The sequence below is a fragment of the Paenibacillus sp. J22P165 genome (genome assembly GCF_059692015.1).
Genome location: NZ_JCAUAP010000004.1, coordinates 16,633 through 31,070, shown reverse-complemented (window position 1 = coordinate 31,070; position 14,438 = coordinate 16,633). Strand labels below are relative to the sequence as shown.

The 14,438-nt window shown below is 48.3% G+C and carries 11 protein-coding genes; 2 read left to right on the top strand and 9 right to left on the bottom strand.

The window, feature by feature from the left end; translation table 11 throughout:
* Positions 1 to 63: 63 nt before the first annotated feature.
* Entirely contained in the window at positions 64 to 273 is a 210-nt protein-coding gene (gene rpoZ, locus AC58QM_RS10550) for a DNA-directed RNA polymerase subunit omega (protein ID WP_497283694.1), read from the top strand.
* A 10-nt stretch (positions 274 to 283) separates the two neighbouring features.
* Here the strand turns inward: rpoZ and AC58QM_RS10545 are convergent, their stop codons facing one another.
* The 6 genes from AC58QM_RS10545 to AC58QM_RS10520 all read right to left on the bottom strand — a co-directional run bounded on the left by AC58QM_RS10545 (position 284) and on the right by AC58QM_RS10520 (position 5,757).
* On the bottom strand, positions 284 to 1,156 hold the full coding sequence (locus AC58QM_RS10545) for a helix-turn-helix domain-containing protein (RefSeq protein WP_497283692.1): 873 nt from the start codon (positions 1,154 to 1,156) through the stop codon (positions 284 to 286).
* Positions 1,157 to 1,256: 100 nt separating this feature from the next.
* The gene (locus tag AC58QM_RS10540; protein WP_497283690.1) at positions 1,257 to 1,421 is read right to left on the bottom strand and encodes a hypothetical protein; all 165 of its coding nucleotides are present in this window, start codon (positions 1,419 to 1,421) and stop codon (positions 1,257 to 1,259) included.
* Between the two features lie 47 nt (positions 1,422 to 1,468).
* Positions 1,469 to 2,290: a sugar phosphate isomerase/epimerase family protein gene (locus tag AC58QM_RS10535; protein WP_497283688.1), complete on the bottom strand. Its 822-nt coding sequence runs from the start codon at positions 2,288 to 2,290 to the stop codon at positions 1,469 to 1,471.
* Positions 2,291 to 2,326: 36 nt separating this feature from the next.
* Positions 2,327 to 3,490, bottom strand: a complete 1,164-nt coding sequence (locus AC58QM_RS10530; protein ID WP_497283687.1) for a dihydrodipicolinate synthase family protein — start codon at positions 3,488 to 3,490, stop codon at positions 2,327 to 2,329.
* A gap of 70 nt (positions 3,491 to 3,560) precedes the next feature.
* Positions 3,561 to 4,712, bottom strand: coding sequence for a Gfo/Idh/MocA family protein (locus AC58QM_RS10525; RefSeq protein ID WP_497283686.1), 1,152 nt, complete (start codon positions 4,710 to 4,712; stop codon positions 3,561 to 3,563).
* A gap of 109 nt (positions 4,713 to 4,821) precedes the next feature.
* Complete coding sequence (locus tag AC58QM_RS10520; RefSeq protein ID WP_497283684.1) at positions 4,822 to 5,757, bottom strand: AraC family ligand binding domain-containing protein; 936 nt, start codon at positions 5,755 to 5,757, stop codon at positions 4,822 to 4,824.
* Positions 5,758 to 5,893: 136 nt separating this feature from the next.
* Here AC58QM_RS10520 and AC58QM_RS10515 point away from each other — a divergent pair, with 136 nt between their 5' ends.
* Positions 5,894 to 7,117: a glycoside hydrolase family 130 protein gene (locus AC58QM_RS10515; protein ID WP_497283683.1), complete on the top strand. Its 1,224-nt coding sequence runs from the start codon at positions 5,894 to 5,896 to the stop codon at positions 7,115 to 7,117.
* Positions 7,118 to 7,240: 123 nt separating this feature from the next.
* On the opposite strand, the gene AC58QM_RS10510 is transcribed toward AC58QM_RS10515, so the two are convergent.
* Genes AC58QM_RS10510 through AC58QM_RS10500 form a run of 3 tightly spaced genes read right to left on the bottom strand, consistent with a single transcriptional unit; the run spans position 7,241 to position 14,397 of the window.
* Positions 7,241 to 9,970 (bottom strand): alpha-mannosidase, encoded by a 2,730-nt coding sequence (locus AC58QM_RS10510; protein WP_497283681.1) that lies wholly within the window; start codon positions 9,968 to 9,970, stop codon positions 7,241 to 7,243.
* Between the two features lie 3 nt (positions 9,971 to 9,973).
* A complete protein-coding gene (locus tag AC58QM_RS10505; protein ID WP_497283679.1) occupies positions 9,974 to 13,081 on the bottom strand; it encodes a beta-galactosidase in 3,108 nt (1,035 codons plus the stop codon).
* Positions 13,078 to 14,397, bottom strand: coding sequence for a glycoside hydrolase family 125 protein (locus tag AC58QM_RS10500; protein ID WP_497283678.1), 1,320 nt, complete (start codon positions 14,395 to 14,397; stop codon positions 13,078 to 13,080). The genes AC58QM_RS10505 and AC58QM_RS10500 overlap by 4 nt, the downstream gene beginning before the upstream one ends.
* Positions 14,398 to 14,438 lie beyond the last annotated feature (41 nt).

Here is a 14,438-nt window from a genome sequence, read left to right as displayed (position 1 = left end):
GAAGGAACACAGTACATTGCAAAAAATGTATCCAAAAATCGTACAAGGGATGAGGTGAATTGAATGTTATATCCTTCAATTGATAAACTACTTGAGATTGGAAGCAAGTATTCGCTAGTTGTTGCTTCGTCCATGAGAGCAAGATCTTTACGTGACGGTGCAAAATCAGATTTGAAAGGCCAAAGGTCTCACAAACATGTGGGTGTTGCATTAGAAGAACTTTATGGCAACTTTATCGGTTTTGAGAAAACTGAGACGGAGATAAAGAAGTAAACTACTATACCTAAGAACTGACGTCATCGGAGAAATTCGGTGGCGTTAAATCTAAATTGTCTACGGTTAAATTTCGTTTGACTGATTGACGAAAGTGATTCGGGGACATGCCTACCATATTTCTAAAGGTGCGGTAAAAGGCGGACACCGTCTCATAGCCTACTTCAAAGCAAATGGAGACGATATCTTTATCCGTTTCTAACAGAAGTTTGCTGGCAATTCCAATACGTACTTCGGTTAAGTATTGCGATGGCGTTTTCTGATATCGTTCTTTGAAAATACTGCTCACATGCCGTACGCTCATATTCATCCGAACGGCAATGTCTGTCGATGTGATGGGTTCGAAATAGTGGGTATCTATATAGGTACAAATGCGTTCCGCGCGAAGTGAGTTCGCATCAGGCGTATGAGGAATTTGTTGGGAACGGGCAAGTTCAAGCAGAAGCTCTTCCATATGCAGCTTAATTGCAAATGTGTTCAGTAAATCTTCCTGCAATTGCTCGTAAAGCATTTTACGTAGCAATCTCCGAAGCTCACTGCTTGCAAACGCATTCAGTTTTAACAGGGAAGACGCTCTGAAGAACTTGCCGAGCAATTCCTCTTGCGCATAGATATCGATCGAAGTTCGGTGAAAGGCAAGCACCAGAAGTGTCAATTTGGAGGTCGTAATAATCGCATGCTCGGAATAGGGCACAATCAATGCGGCTACATCTTGCCCAATCGGGTAGGTTTTACCGTTCAGCGTTATTTGTCCTTCGCCCTCCATCCCATATAACAATTGATAGACGTCATGATGATGACTACCTACAACATTACCATCCCGATGCTGGCTTTCATACAAGTGGACACCATGATGTGGAAGATATAGTTTTCTAAACGTCATGATGGGCTCGCCTCCTTTATATCTCCCAACTTGGAAACCCTTTCATCCATTGTAGTTCGGAGTTTTACAGGAGACAAGCGCTTTCTTTTCGTAAAGCTGATTAGCATCCCTTTTTACCTGATGTCTTTCGTTTCGTATATTTTTTTTTGACTTTGGGCTTCAGCTTCGTTTGCTTCATCTGATCATCTGAGACAATGACTTTTACATCATCCTCTCTCCAATAGAGCAACTGCGCTACGAAATCCGCATCATGAATAATTACCACCTGCCTACCCTCGTCTATTTAGACGTTTGATTGACCTAGAATAACCTTTACACATATTCCGTGTATCGCTGTATCATTGTAGTAATTACTTCATCTCCGGGCTGATCCCAGATCGACCTATTAAAAATTTCAACTTCAATTGGACCCTTATAACCTGCCTCTTCAACCATTTGACGTATTCTTCTTAGCTCTATCACGCCGTCGCCCATCATACCTCGGCCAAGAAGCAAATCTGGCGTCGGAACGATCCAATCGGATACGTGAAAGCCTAGTATGCGATTGCCTGCCCTGCGTATTTCGGTATACAACTGGGGATCCCACCAGACATGAAACACATCTACAACGACGCCTACTTCACTTGCTGCGTATTGCTCCGCCATTTGATTGGCTTGACCCAGCGTGACAATAACAGACCGTTCTGCCGCATACATCGGATGAAGCGGTTCGATGCCAAGTTTAATACCTCTTTCTTTTGCATAGGGGACTAGACGGTCTATACCTTCTTGAACCCACCCCCTAGCACGATCGATGTCGCGGTCGGGAGCAGGGCCACAAACGAGAACGAGAGTCTCTGCTCCTAGCGCTGCTGCTTCATCAACAGCACGCCGATTATCATCCAGACGTGCTTCTCGTTCAGCCGCTGTTGCCGCAGGAAAATAGCCCCCTCGACATAGACTAGATACGCGCAAGCCAGAGTCTTTAATGATTTTCACACTTTCATTAAGTCCCAGTTCAGCTACTTTGTGTCTCCAAGGTGCAATCCACGGAATGCCGGCACGAACGCATCCATCGACTGCCTCTCGCAAACTCCAGTTATCCGTTGTTATTTGATTCAAACTAAGACGTGACATCGAAGGTTGACTGTACATCTCTTAAGCCCTCCTCTTTATGAACTTGCGGAGTTGTTAAATAATACCGTGCAAAGCCAACACGAGTCGCATCCGCTCCGCTGCTAGTTCGGGATCCACGAGGAGCCCAGCTCTATCGGCAAGTACAAATAACTCACATAAATGAGTAAGCGAACGCGAGCTTTCCTGTCCGCCTAGCATGCGAAAGTGGGATTGGTGTCCATTCAAATAAGCCATGAATACGATGCCAGTCTTGTAAGCATAAGTAGGCGTTTGAAAAATATGACGAGAAAGTGCGACAGTCGGCTCTAGAATTCTTTCGTATGCCGCCATATCTCCTCGATCAAGCGCTTGAATGGCAGCAGATGCTGCAGGTGCAATCGCATCAAATATACCAAGGAGTGCATGACTATATCCGAACTCGTCACCACGGATAAGGGTTGGATAATTGAAATCGTCTCCGGTATACATCTTAACCGAGCTCGGCAGACGCCGACGCATTGCGATTTCTTTATCTGCATCGAGCAGCGAAATTTTAATCCCATCCACCTTATCTGCATGAGCGTGAATGACTCTCAAGCAAACATCCATAGCCTCATTCAGATCCCGATGACCCCAGTACCCTGCGAGTGCAGGATCGAACATATCTCCAAGCCAATGCAAGATTACAGGCTGAGAGACTTGGCTTAAAATGCGGCTGTATACCCTTTCATAATCTTCAGGTCCCCGAGCAGCGGCGGTAAGTGCCCGGCTTGCCATAAGTATAATTTGCCCGCCTTCTCCTTCGACGAACGCGCATTGCTGCTCGTATGCCGCCTCAACATCCTCGAGTGTTACCTCATTCGATGGCAAAAGATGATCCGTTCCAGCACCGCAAGCGATGCGGCCATTCACTGCTTTTGCCTCCGAAATAGAACGAGAGATAAGCTCTTGCGCACGTGTCCAATGCAGACCCATGCCTCGTTGAGCTGTGTCCATGGCCTCGGCGACTGAAAGACCGAGCGACCATAAATGCCTTCGGTAAGCTAGCGTGGCATCCCAATCTATTCGCGAATCATGCAGTGGATTCGTGTCAGCAAACGGATCGCAAACGACATGAGCCGCAGAAAACGCCGTACGGCTAATAAGTGGCTTTTGCGGTTGCGCGAACGAACCGCTTCGCCCTGGCGTGTAAGGAGATAACGTTCCTCCTGTTCGTAGGAGCTTCAACACCGTTGACAACGTGGTTTCCCCCTAATCAAGATTAATATCGAGAGCTTGAGATCCGTTCAAGCTCTCCGCTTACTATTTATCACAGCTTTAACTCCGGTATATCAATCCAGCGTCGTTCTTTCCACGACTGCAACCCAAGTTCGGCTAGTTGAGTACCTTTCGCTCCTTCGAACAAGTCCCATTTGAACGGTTGATCTGCCACTACATGCTTAAGAAACATTTCCCATTGCACTTTAAATCCGTTATCAAAAACCATATTATCAGGCACATTCTGCCATTGTTCACGGAATGAATGCGGGTTCGGAATATCTGGATTCCACACTGGTTTTGGTGTTTGGACGCGATGTTGCGTTTTACATTCACGTAACCCCGCGACCGCGCTTCCTTCGGTACCGTCAACTTGAATGGTCAATAAATCATCGCGATCCACTCGAACTACCCATGACGAATTGGCTTGTACGATGATGCCGCCTTCCAATTCAAATGTTGCGTAGGCAGCATCATCTGCTGTGCCTTCATAGACTTGATTGAGTTCGTCCACACGTTGTGGGATATGAGTGACACCGAGGCAAGATACAGAGCGCACTTCTCCGAACAAATTGTCCAATACATACCGCCAATGCGCGAACATATCGACGATAATTCCACCGCCGTCTTCTTTCCGATAGTTCCAAGATGGCCGTTGAGCTGGCTGCCAATCTCCTTCGAACACCCAATAGCCAAACTCCATTCGGACAGATAGAATAGTCCCAAAAAAACCGGAGTCCACCAAACGCTTTAGCTTTAACAAGCCAGGAAGAAATAGTTTGTCCTGAACGACGCCGTTCTTCAAACCCGCTTCCCTTGCCAATCTAGCTAATTCAAGTGATTCTTCCAAGCTGGTAGCTGTTGGCTTTTCCGTATAAATATGTTTCCCCGCACGAATAGCTTTGCGCAAGCTCTCTGCCCTCATCACCGTCGTCTGCGAATCGAAATAGATTTCGTTATAAGGATCCGCAAGAGCGGCATCCAAATCCGTACTCCAACGGGCAACGCCGTACTTTTCTGCTAGTGCCTTAATTTTCTTCTCCTGCCGTCCAATTAATATCGGGTCAGGCATAATGTTATCGCCATTGGGCAGTGTCACACCGCCTTGTTCGCGAATAGCGACGATGGAGCGTGCTAGGTGCTGGTTCGTTCCCATGCGTCCTGTCACGCCGTTCATAATAATACCTATTGAATGTGTCGTCATTGTAAAACTCCTTCCTTCTTCTTAGGAGTATTCTACCTTTTACTTTGACAGATTGTCGTACTAAAAACCGAAATGGATTCCTGAAATTGGAAGTGTTTCTTTGATAGGATTACCGGATATAAGCCGTTTCTGACTGAACTCCATATTGCTGTCTGAATTGCACGGGAGTTAAACCTGTATAGCTCCGAAAATGTTTCGTAAAATAGCTTGGCGACGTATACCCAATCTGATCTGCTACCGCGTTAACGGGAAGTGCCATGTTGCGCAGGAGCTCCTTCGCCTTTTCCATTCGGCTGAACTGCAGTTTTTCTCGAAAAGTCACACCATAATAACTCTGCATGAGGCGTTCTAATTGACGCTGGCTAATACCTATTTGAGCCGCAAGCTCCTTGGAACTCATATCCTTATGCGGAAGTCGGAAGTAATCATCCGCCAGGAAGCGTCTGGAATCATTCAGCAGTTTCTTGGGAATGTGGTAAGTGGAACGCCTCTCCCCTGCAAAACTACGCACCGCATTGACAATAATTTGGGTAGCGAGACTCTGAATCACGGTATATTGACCGAGCCATTGCTGTTCAAATTCGTCCATGATGCTACGAAAAAGATCGACGGTCCCCAGCTCATCCTGTCCGAACCAGAAGGAAGTGTTCAACAATGTATGCCATATGTCTTTCGTTTCTTGGGTCAAATACGTATCGTTCTTTTGTGGCTTCCGCTTTCGCAGTCTTACTTCGAAATTAATGCAAAATTCATCCATTGGATCTTCACTGTCAGCAAGCTGCCGATGATAGACGCCTGGACCTGTTAAATAAAAAGTACCCGGCTCTATGTGAAACGTCTTTTCCGCTACCTCTAGTGTGCCTTTTCCTCGCGTAATGTAGTGTAACTCATAACTGCTGTGACAGTGGTTAGGGTATCCCCACGAAGCAATCGGTGCTTCATAGTTAATGTAGATCAGATTGATTAACATGGGGCCAAGCGGAATCTTAATATCCAGATCGGTATAGCGCATTGCTAATTGTGGCGATTCATGAGATGTGGACATAAGAATCAGCCTCCTCGTATGTATACTATAACAAAAACGACATTTTTGCGAAACGATGTCGTTCCTGTCTCTTTTCGACTAGACTGAGAGTTTGTATGCTGATACTAGCAACATATTATAGGAGGCTCACCTACTCATGCTACCTCAATTCCGCTATTCGCCAACACCTGCACTTACCCCTCAACCCGACTGCGATTGGGCTAATAAAATGGTGCTCAACCCCGCTATCGTGCAAGATCCTAAGTCTGAGCGGCTTCACATGCTGTTCCGGGCAACTGGACCATGGCCACAGGCGCGTCAGGAAGGCAAACATGACCCCTATCCGATTTTTCTTGGATATGCTTTCAGTGATGATAAAGGAATAACTTGGCAAGCAGATTTCGGTCGCCCTGCGATTATTCCTGGCTTAAAGCAGGAGAAAGAAGATATCTATATAACAGATATCCACGGCAAGCGTGTACGCGATTATTCGAACGGTTGCATTGAGGATCCGCGTATTTTTTACATCGAAGACGAACTCTATGTGTCCGTTGCCTGCCGGATGTTCCCTCCAGGCCCTTACTGGTTGGAAGATCAGGATCCGCCGGTCATAACCAGGTATGAGTATGTACCCGATTGGGTTCATGAAGGAGATGATGCCTTCACCCAAACCGCTCGTACAAATGACACCGTGACCGTGCTGTATAGACTGCATCTCGATAAACTTAGCGAGGGCAAGTATGAGGAAGCATTCCAGTACGTGTGCCCGTTATCTGAGGGTCATGTTAGTGATAACCGTGACGTCTTCTTGTTCCCTGAGAAAATGTTGATCGACGGCAAGCCGCAATACGTGATGCTCCATCGTCCAATGAACCCTAAGCCGTTCCCGCAAGGCGACGAAGTGACCCGACCATCGATTTTTTTGGCTGCCGCAGAGCACATTGAAGATTTTGCATCCCCAAAAGCAACTCATCGATTACTCGCAACCTCCCTCTTCGATTGGGAAGCTAACAAGGTAGGCGCTTCTTGGCCGCCACTTTCAATTGGCGATGGGGAATGGCTTGTGTCGTATCATGGTAAGAAAGATATTTACTTTGGGTATACACAATCCTTCATGATCGTGAAAGAGCAGGAGAACGACTTCCCTATGGTCACACATCGCTGCTCAGATCGGTTAATGTATGCCCAGCAAGAATGGGAAATGCCCTCTGACTACCCAACTCCGTGCTTATTTACCACCGCTGGTATTTTTGTCGGCGAAGAATTGATTATGGCTTATGGCGCTGCTGATCAGAAGGTCGGCATCTCTTGGGTAAACCGCGATGAGCTTATTGGGCACATTCGCCAATACGATTCACAAGGCAATCAAATCCATAGGTAAATGAACTGTCACTGATTTGCAGGGTCGCATCCAAGTAATCATCGGCATCGAGAACCAACGTATCATTGCTGTGAAAGTAAAAAAGAGACCCTCAGTTGAGGATCTCTTTTTATATTTTCTTGACTACCGCTGAATCCCGATTGTCACGATCTCACAAGGACCCACTGGCAACGTCAAACCGCCGTCTGCCTCCACGGCCAAACGCTCGCCTTGTATTTCCAAGATCGTGCTCTTATAGAAATTCTGCTGAGGAAGTTGCGTACTAACTTTAACCTCCGCATGCTGTGAACGCATGTTGTACCAACGAAGCAGTACATCATCTGATGCTTCATTCAGTTTCATGGAGGATAAAGCCAGACCTTCACCTTCCCATTGGAAAGGTGCATACGTCGCAGCAATTAACCCATCATGGATGCCGGTTTGTGCCAATGTCCAAGGAATTTGGAATTGGTACGCAGACGTGTAGGCTTCATATTGTGCGCCATCACCCTTGTGCGGGAAGATCGCCAATCGAACTGTGTGCTCACCTAGACATTGCGCCTCCGGCGTCGGGAACAAGCCCCAATCACCGAGTTCGCCAACCGCACGCAAAAGCGTGACGGCGATCGTATTCCGCCCATCGCGCAGAACCTCGTATTCGTTCAATCCGAGATTCGCAACAACCAAGCCTGCTTCCGCTTCCCTAACATCAACGAATGCCTGCTGATGCTGGGTATTGCTTGGGTTTTCCCACTCTGAGGCCGGCGTATTATCGCGTTGTACAACTTCAAACATCGAATCGACATGATGCGTTTGCGCCGTCAGATCCGTTGGGAATAACATCCGCAGACGATGATCCTTCGCCTGATTGTTAAAGGATGATTCAATCTCTACCCCTTCTCCGCTGCGGCTCAAGCTAACTACCGTGCGGATTCGCATCGGAACCATGCGTGTTGAACGCTGTGCTTTACGATGCGGATAGTACACCAAGTCACGTTGTTCAACGTCCAGCATGTCGTCGCCCGACGCAGGAATTTCCCAGTCATGGACGATTTCGACGGAAGCTTGGTAGGCCGTATCTTGGAGCACACGGATTTGAGCTCGCAAGCCGCTCGTTGTCAAAGGCTGTTCGCCATCCGGTTGGCGGAACATATACTCGTTGCCGATATCTCCGGTATTCTCGTATACGCCCAAATCCCGGTACGTGCGGCCGTTCTTCTTATCCGAAAGTGAGAAGGATCCGTTATCCGCGATTTCGATTTTAAGTGTAGCATTTTCCATGATCCGCTCATTCGTGAACAACGAGGAATAGGCCAATTCGGCTTCCCTCTTCACCCAAGCGTAAGTTTTCAAGCCTAGTGCTGGCACCTTGTCGGCTTCGAAAGTCAGTCTTACTCTTCGGCACATATACGGCTGACGGAACTTGTCGTCCGGCAAATCGTATCCGAATTGCAAGCCTAGATCCTCGACCGTGCATGGCAGAGGCTGCGAAGATGCATCCACGAGTACGCGTCCTGTGAGATCTGCCGCTTTGGCTAGAGCGCTTGCTTCTTCCAGCGTATAGCCATCTCGGAAATAGAGACGTAGAGCATCGATCTCGATACTTACTACCCCAGAGCGTTCCCAACCCGACGTATTAAACACGACTACGGGCAGAGCATGTTCGCCCTCAAGCTGAAAGTCAGACGTATTGATCGCATCCGCAATGGCTTGCTTGCTGTCATCGATAATGGCTTCAGCAACATGACGGCTCTTATCGAATCGCGTGACCATTTCACGATGCACTTCGTCCACCGAGCAGCCGCAGATGCTATCATGCGGATGGTTTTGCATTAAGGTTTTCCAGGCGTAAGTGAAGAGATGATGCGGGTACTTCTCCCCGACTTTGAGAACATGAGCGAATGCGGCAAGAGGCTCAGCCACTTTTTCCAACATCGCTTGTCCGAGCTGATTCATTTGCTTCAAGTACACGCGTGCTGAAGCCGTATTGACGAGAGTAGACCATCCGTCTGTCCGCTGGCTGCGAAGTTCACCTTTGACCGTCGAAAGCTCCTGCTTGCCTGAACGCTGAACGGCTTCCAAGTAATCATTGAAATTAGAATGAACAAAGGTTGTATCCGGGAAAAGCTCGCTCGCAGCTTGAATCGCTTCTGGCAGATCCAACTGAACAGGCTGATGATCGCAGCCATTCATGAAGAGCAGTTCGCCTGTCGAAGCGTATTTCTCCGCGTCCGCCAGTTTGCGCTCCCAATAGGCTTGCGCTTCTTCCTTATCAACCGGGATCTCGTTGCCGTTGGAATACCAGTTGGCAAATAGAATACCCAACACCTGGGAACCATCTGGTCCTTCCCAGATCAACTCCGAGAAGGAGGATTCAAAATCACCGTCGGAGACTGTGTTGTTGAATCCAGTCGGCTTCACGCCTCGGCCGAATAGGGCATTCGTGATGCCAGACTGCTGCATCAATTGCGGCGTTTGCCCGACTAAGCCGAACGTGTCGGGAAAATAACCAATTTTCGACACATCGCCATAGGCTTTCGCATCTTGATGCCCAATCTGCATATTGCGGACATTGGCTTCGCCGCTCGTTAAGAAGGCATCCTGCAAAATATACCAAGGTCCGATGAGGATACGGCCATCCCGGATTAATTTGCTTAGGCGATCCTTTTGTTCGGGTCTGACCTGCAAGTAATCCTCCAGAATAATCGTCTGCCCATCCAAAAAGAAACTGCGATAATTCGCATCTTGATCCATTTTATCTAATAACGTATCTACGAGTTTAACTAAACGCACATGATGCTTCTCGTAAGGTAAGTACCACTCCCGATCCCAGTGGGTATGGGAAATGATATGAGCCGTTCGCTTTGTACTCATGGGTTAGCTCCTTTCAATGTGAACTTCATCTGGGCGGTAAATGGAAATCACTTGCCCTTGTTTATCTGCGGCAAAGAGCACAGAACGCTCTTTCTCTAGGGTGAACGCATACGTGGTTTCGCTATCGGTATCCCGAACTTTTACCGTGACATCCCAGGCAAACTCGGAGACAAATACATACAAGAAACCGTCCTTAAACTGAAGCTTCCTTCCGTAAATCCCCGCAATATCGCCTTGAATCCATTCCAATCCGCTGCTGACACCTGCGGTATTCACGGCGTGTCGGTAAAGTGCCTCGACCGTATCCATCCGGTCGTTTACTTCCACTGGCAGCGAACTCCAAATCAATCGGCCATTGCCTAAAGGAAGATCGACAACACGATCTCCGCCAGTACTCGCTGCTCCACCTTCAACACGTACTTCTTTCAACGTTTCAGCAATTCGACGACGCCCATAGGAAACTGGATGCAAAGTACCTTCCAGTTCAAGCATTTCTTCCCGGCGAACATTGTAAAGTTCGGCTTCACCCAGCTCACCTTCGAGTCGTGGCGTTTGCTTCCAGTACGCGTCCAGACTAATTGGACCTGTCGCCAATAATGTTGCACCTGTGCGTTTCACAATATCGATCAGCTTATTCCATGCTTGCTCATCCACATTATGCGCGCTTGGGAGCACAATCAGCTTCGCGGGTTGCTGCTCTAGCGCCTCTAAATGATATTCCGAAGCCGCACGGAACGGCAGCTTCATCTTGTAGGACAGCACGCGCGTCATCGCCGTCGTTGCATCGAACGCTAATTTCCGGTTGGAGAAATCGTTGGAATAAGGGAATACAGCCACAATATCTTCCAGCTCTCGCTCCTGGAATAGATCTCGGATCTCGGCCATAAAGCGGCCGAATTCATAGGAAACATCCGCTTCCGGTTTCTCCGTACCATCGGCACGAAGTGCTCCGATATGGGACTCGTTCGCGTTATCCATATAGAAATTGGTGTTCCATATCCAATGAATCGCTCCTGCGCCTCCCGTTGCAAAGGCGTAAGCATATTTGCGCTCCAACATGCTGCGCAGCTCATTCTCCGAACGTTTCGCACGTCCATCTGGAGTCTCTACGTACATAATGCCTGTCTCTTGAATGACATTCGGTTTATTGGCTGTTTTGGCAAAGATGCCATCCCATACGAGGTTATCATTCAACCACCACGAATGGACCGTTGTGTAATCTACCGCTTCTTCGTAGAAAAGCGGTGAAGGCCGCTGTGCGCCAAGCGCTTCATCCTGACCGACGACAACAAGATGACCAGGCACGATTTCTTTGATGGTGTCATACAGCTGTTTGGCCCACTGGTTATGCATCTCCATCGAGAATAGGCAGTAATCGAGCCAGCGTGTCCCCTTTTTCGCACGGTGCATATCCTGCACGTCGAAATTGATATCAGCCGCCTCTGGAATGGTAGCCGATTCATAAGTCGGAAGCTGCGCAGGCGTCATATTCCAGCGCTCTTGCAGCAGTTCGATGTTCTCATGACGCTGCTTGAGCCACGCAATAAAAGCTTCTTTCTCATACTTGTCCCGGCTGGAACGAGGTCCATCCGAGAAAATCTGAGCTGGATCGAACATCGATGGCTCGTTGATCAGGTCCCAATCCACATGGGTCGTAGCCCCATGTCGGGAAACGATTGAGCGGATAAAACGCTTCTGAGCTTCCACACTTTGCGGATCGAGATAGGGATTAAGCCCTTCCCAAGTCTCAGGTGTGAAGGAGAAGAAGGTAAACGTCACCTGCAGCTGGTGCTTTTTGGCCGTCAAGAGGAAAGCATCGATGGCTCTCAATACTTCTTCCGAAGCATGGCCATCCACCTGCATGATATTGCGGTACGCGGTCCAAATGCCTGTACGAATCCAGTTAATGCCTGCTTTCGCCATTTGGGCCATATCCCGATCCCAAACATCGCTATTCGGCAGGAATAAAAATTTGCGAGCCACATCGGACGTCATGTACGTCATGCCAACTACGGGCAGTGGCCGACCATCCTTGATAAAATAATCGCGTCCGCAAGTGATGGGCTGACCTTCTGCAAGCAGTCCCGCGTCGTGGCCCCAGAATCCTTGACGCAGCAAACGCTGCTCGCCGTCCTCGGAGACTGCCTTGCACGTTACGCGATACAATCCGCGCTGTATATCAAGAGGTACTGGAATGCGTACCACATTGAATTCTTTGTTAACTTGAACGGTTAGACGATGCGTCCAAGCATCTTGTGTACCTATTTCATGCTCGACGCGAAGATCAAATGTCCACGTCTTAACGGCATCTTTATGCCCGAAAAGTTGTGTTTGAATCGTCAGCATCGCATGCTCGCCTGGTTCATAGCTGGCATAATTCGGCTTGATCCACAGCTCTGTCACACCGCTCGCACAGAATTTCGCCCACTGGACCAATCTCTGTGCACCGCCCTCGTTCCAAAACGAAGGACTCAGCGGTACATTGACGAAAAGCCAACGCGAACCGATAAACGCACCGCGCGAATTTTCCCATAGGACGACAGGTGCCGCTACTTCGCGGCCCCTCTTGTCGATGCTTTTCAACAGCGGATAAATCTGCGTGCTCATCGTACCCGCCGCACCCATCTGATGAGGCAAATCACTGTCTCGCGTCGTATGCGGCACCATATTCCAAGTATCGGCAAGCGCGAATAGCGATTCTTGCCCTTGCAGCAGCGGTAACGTTTCTGACGTGATATAAGAACGGAATGGCGTACTTTCAACTCGTAGAATTTCATGAATATGCAGCTGTTGGTGGTAACCAGTCTGCTCAGATTCCACATACCATTTCTCATCTTCCCAACGGACAGGGTGCTTGAAAGCAGCGCCGCCAACACTGAGCAAGCTGCCGCCGCGCTGCAAGAACGCTAGAATATCCGTCCACGCCGCTTTCGGAAAATACGGCGCATGCAAATTGACGAAACATCCTCCGATTGCTGATCGTAGTGCCTCTCCAAGTGCATCGGCACCTACCACAACCGCTCCTTGCGCCGTCAATTGTTCGATAGGCACATCGCTCAACGAGCTGCTCGGGAATCCAGGTTCATGGAATATAAGGATCGGACGACTCATAGAAGACCATCCTTCATCGCTTGATAAACCAATTGAGAGAACAGGCTATTCGACCATGCAAACCATTTGCGTGTGAAAATCGTTGGGTCATCAACGTGAAAACCTTCATGCATGAATCCCGTATCTGCATCTGTCGCTTCCAGCATCGCGATCATCTCGAGCTTCTCTTCCGCCGTCGATGCTGTAATACCTTGCATGGATAGTGCCATATGCCAAATGTAGTCATCCGGCGTATGTGGACTGCCAATTCCTCGAGCCACCTTGCCCTCAAAATAGAACGGATTCTCTGTGCTAAGCGCAAAACGTCTTGTGTTTTGATAAATAGGATCGTCCGCTGTTACATAGCCCAAGTAAGGAATCGACATGAGACCCGGTGTCCCAGCATCATCCATCAGGCAGTGATTGCCGAAGCCGTCCGTTTCATACGCATAAATGGGACCAAATGTCGGATGACGATAAATCCCATACAATTGAATGCCATGGTCAATGTCCGCTTCGAGCGCTTTGAGTTGTGCGAGAAAATCCATGTCTCGGAACACCCATTCCGCGAATTCTTGCATATGGCGAAGGGCGACTACCGCGAACATATTCGCTGGAATGTTGTAATGAAAGTCACACGCATCGTCACTAGAACGGAAACCTGACCACACCATCCCCGTATAATTCACAGGCATTCCCAAGCCGTTATTGCGAAGAGAATCGGTTGGAATCCCGTTATTGCGGGTAAAGCGATAAGGCGACTTTTCAAAGTGATGCTGCTCGGTTAGGAACAACTCATAGATCTTAACCATCGCGGCTTTAAAACCAGCGTCAAAGATATCCGTCAGTTCAGTTTCCTTCCAATACGCATAGGCCAGACGCATCGAGAAGCACAAGGAATCGAGCTCAAATTTACGCTCCCATACCCATGGCGACATCTCTGTTTGGTCAGCTTTGTTCCAATGCCAGTCATTGGCCGACTCATTAAACGCATTCGCGTACGGATCAATATGAATGTACTGGATATGACGTTTAATTAAACCGCTAATGATCCGTTGAAGATCCCCATCTTCTTTGGCAAAAGGCACGTAATGCATGACCTGTTCGACAGAATCACGCAGCCAGGACGCCGGAATATCTCCCGTGATGACAAACGTGGTGCCATCTGGCATCAGCTTGGTTGTTGTTTCTAATGTATTTGGAAAACAATTTTTAAATAATTGCAGGAGTTTTGGACGATGCGCCAGCTTTTCTTCGGCTTCCAACAAGACATCTTGAATGGCTTGAGGCAGTTCCAGTTTGGGCATCGGAATTTTGGGCAGTCTGAATTGTTCCACGGTAAATCCTCCACATTTCTATAATCTACGAAGTTGCTTAC

What these genes read in the sequence shown, in the direction of transcription:
- rpoZ (WP_497283694.1), top strand. Translation starts at nt 64, where the DNA reads ATGTTATATCCTTCAATTGATAAACTACTTGAGATTGGAAGCAAGTAT.
- AC58QM_RS10545 (WP_497283692.1), bottom strand. Translation starts at nt 1,156, where the DNA reads ATGACGTTTAGAAAACTATATCTTCCACATCATGGTGTCCACTTGTAT.
- AC58QM_RS10535 (WP_497283688.1), bottom strand. Translation starts at nt 2,290, where the DNA reads ATGTACAGTCAACCTTCGATGTCACGTCTTAGTTTGAATCAAATAACA.
- AC58QM_RS10525 (WP_497283686.1), bottom strand. Translation starts at nt 4,712, where the DNA reads ATGACGACACATTCAATAGGTATTATTATGAACGGCGTGACAGGACGC.
- AC58QM_RS10520 (WP_497283684.1), bottom strand. Translation starts at nt 5,757, where the DNA reads ATGTCCACATCTCATGAATCGCCACAATTAGCAATGCGCTATACCGAT.
- AC58QM_RS10515 (WP_497283683.1), top strand. Translation starts at nt 5,894, where the DNA reads ATGCTACCTCAATTCCGCTATTCGCCAACACCTGCACTTACCCCTCAA.
- AC58QM_RS10510 (WP_497283681.1), bottom strand. Translation starts at nt 9,970, where the DNA reads ATGAGTACAAAGCGAACGGCTCATATCATTTCCCATACCCACTGGGAT.
- AC58QM_RS10505 (WP_497283679.1), bottom strand. Translation starts at nt 13,081, where the DNA reads ATGAGTCGTCCGATCCTTATATTCCATGAACCTGGATTCCCGAGCAGC.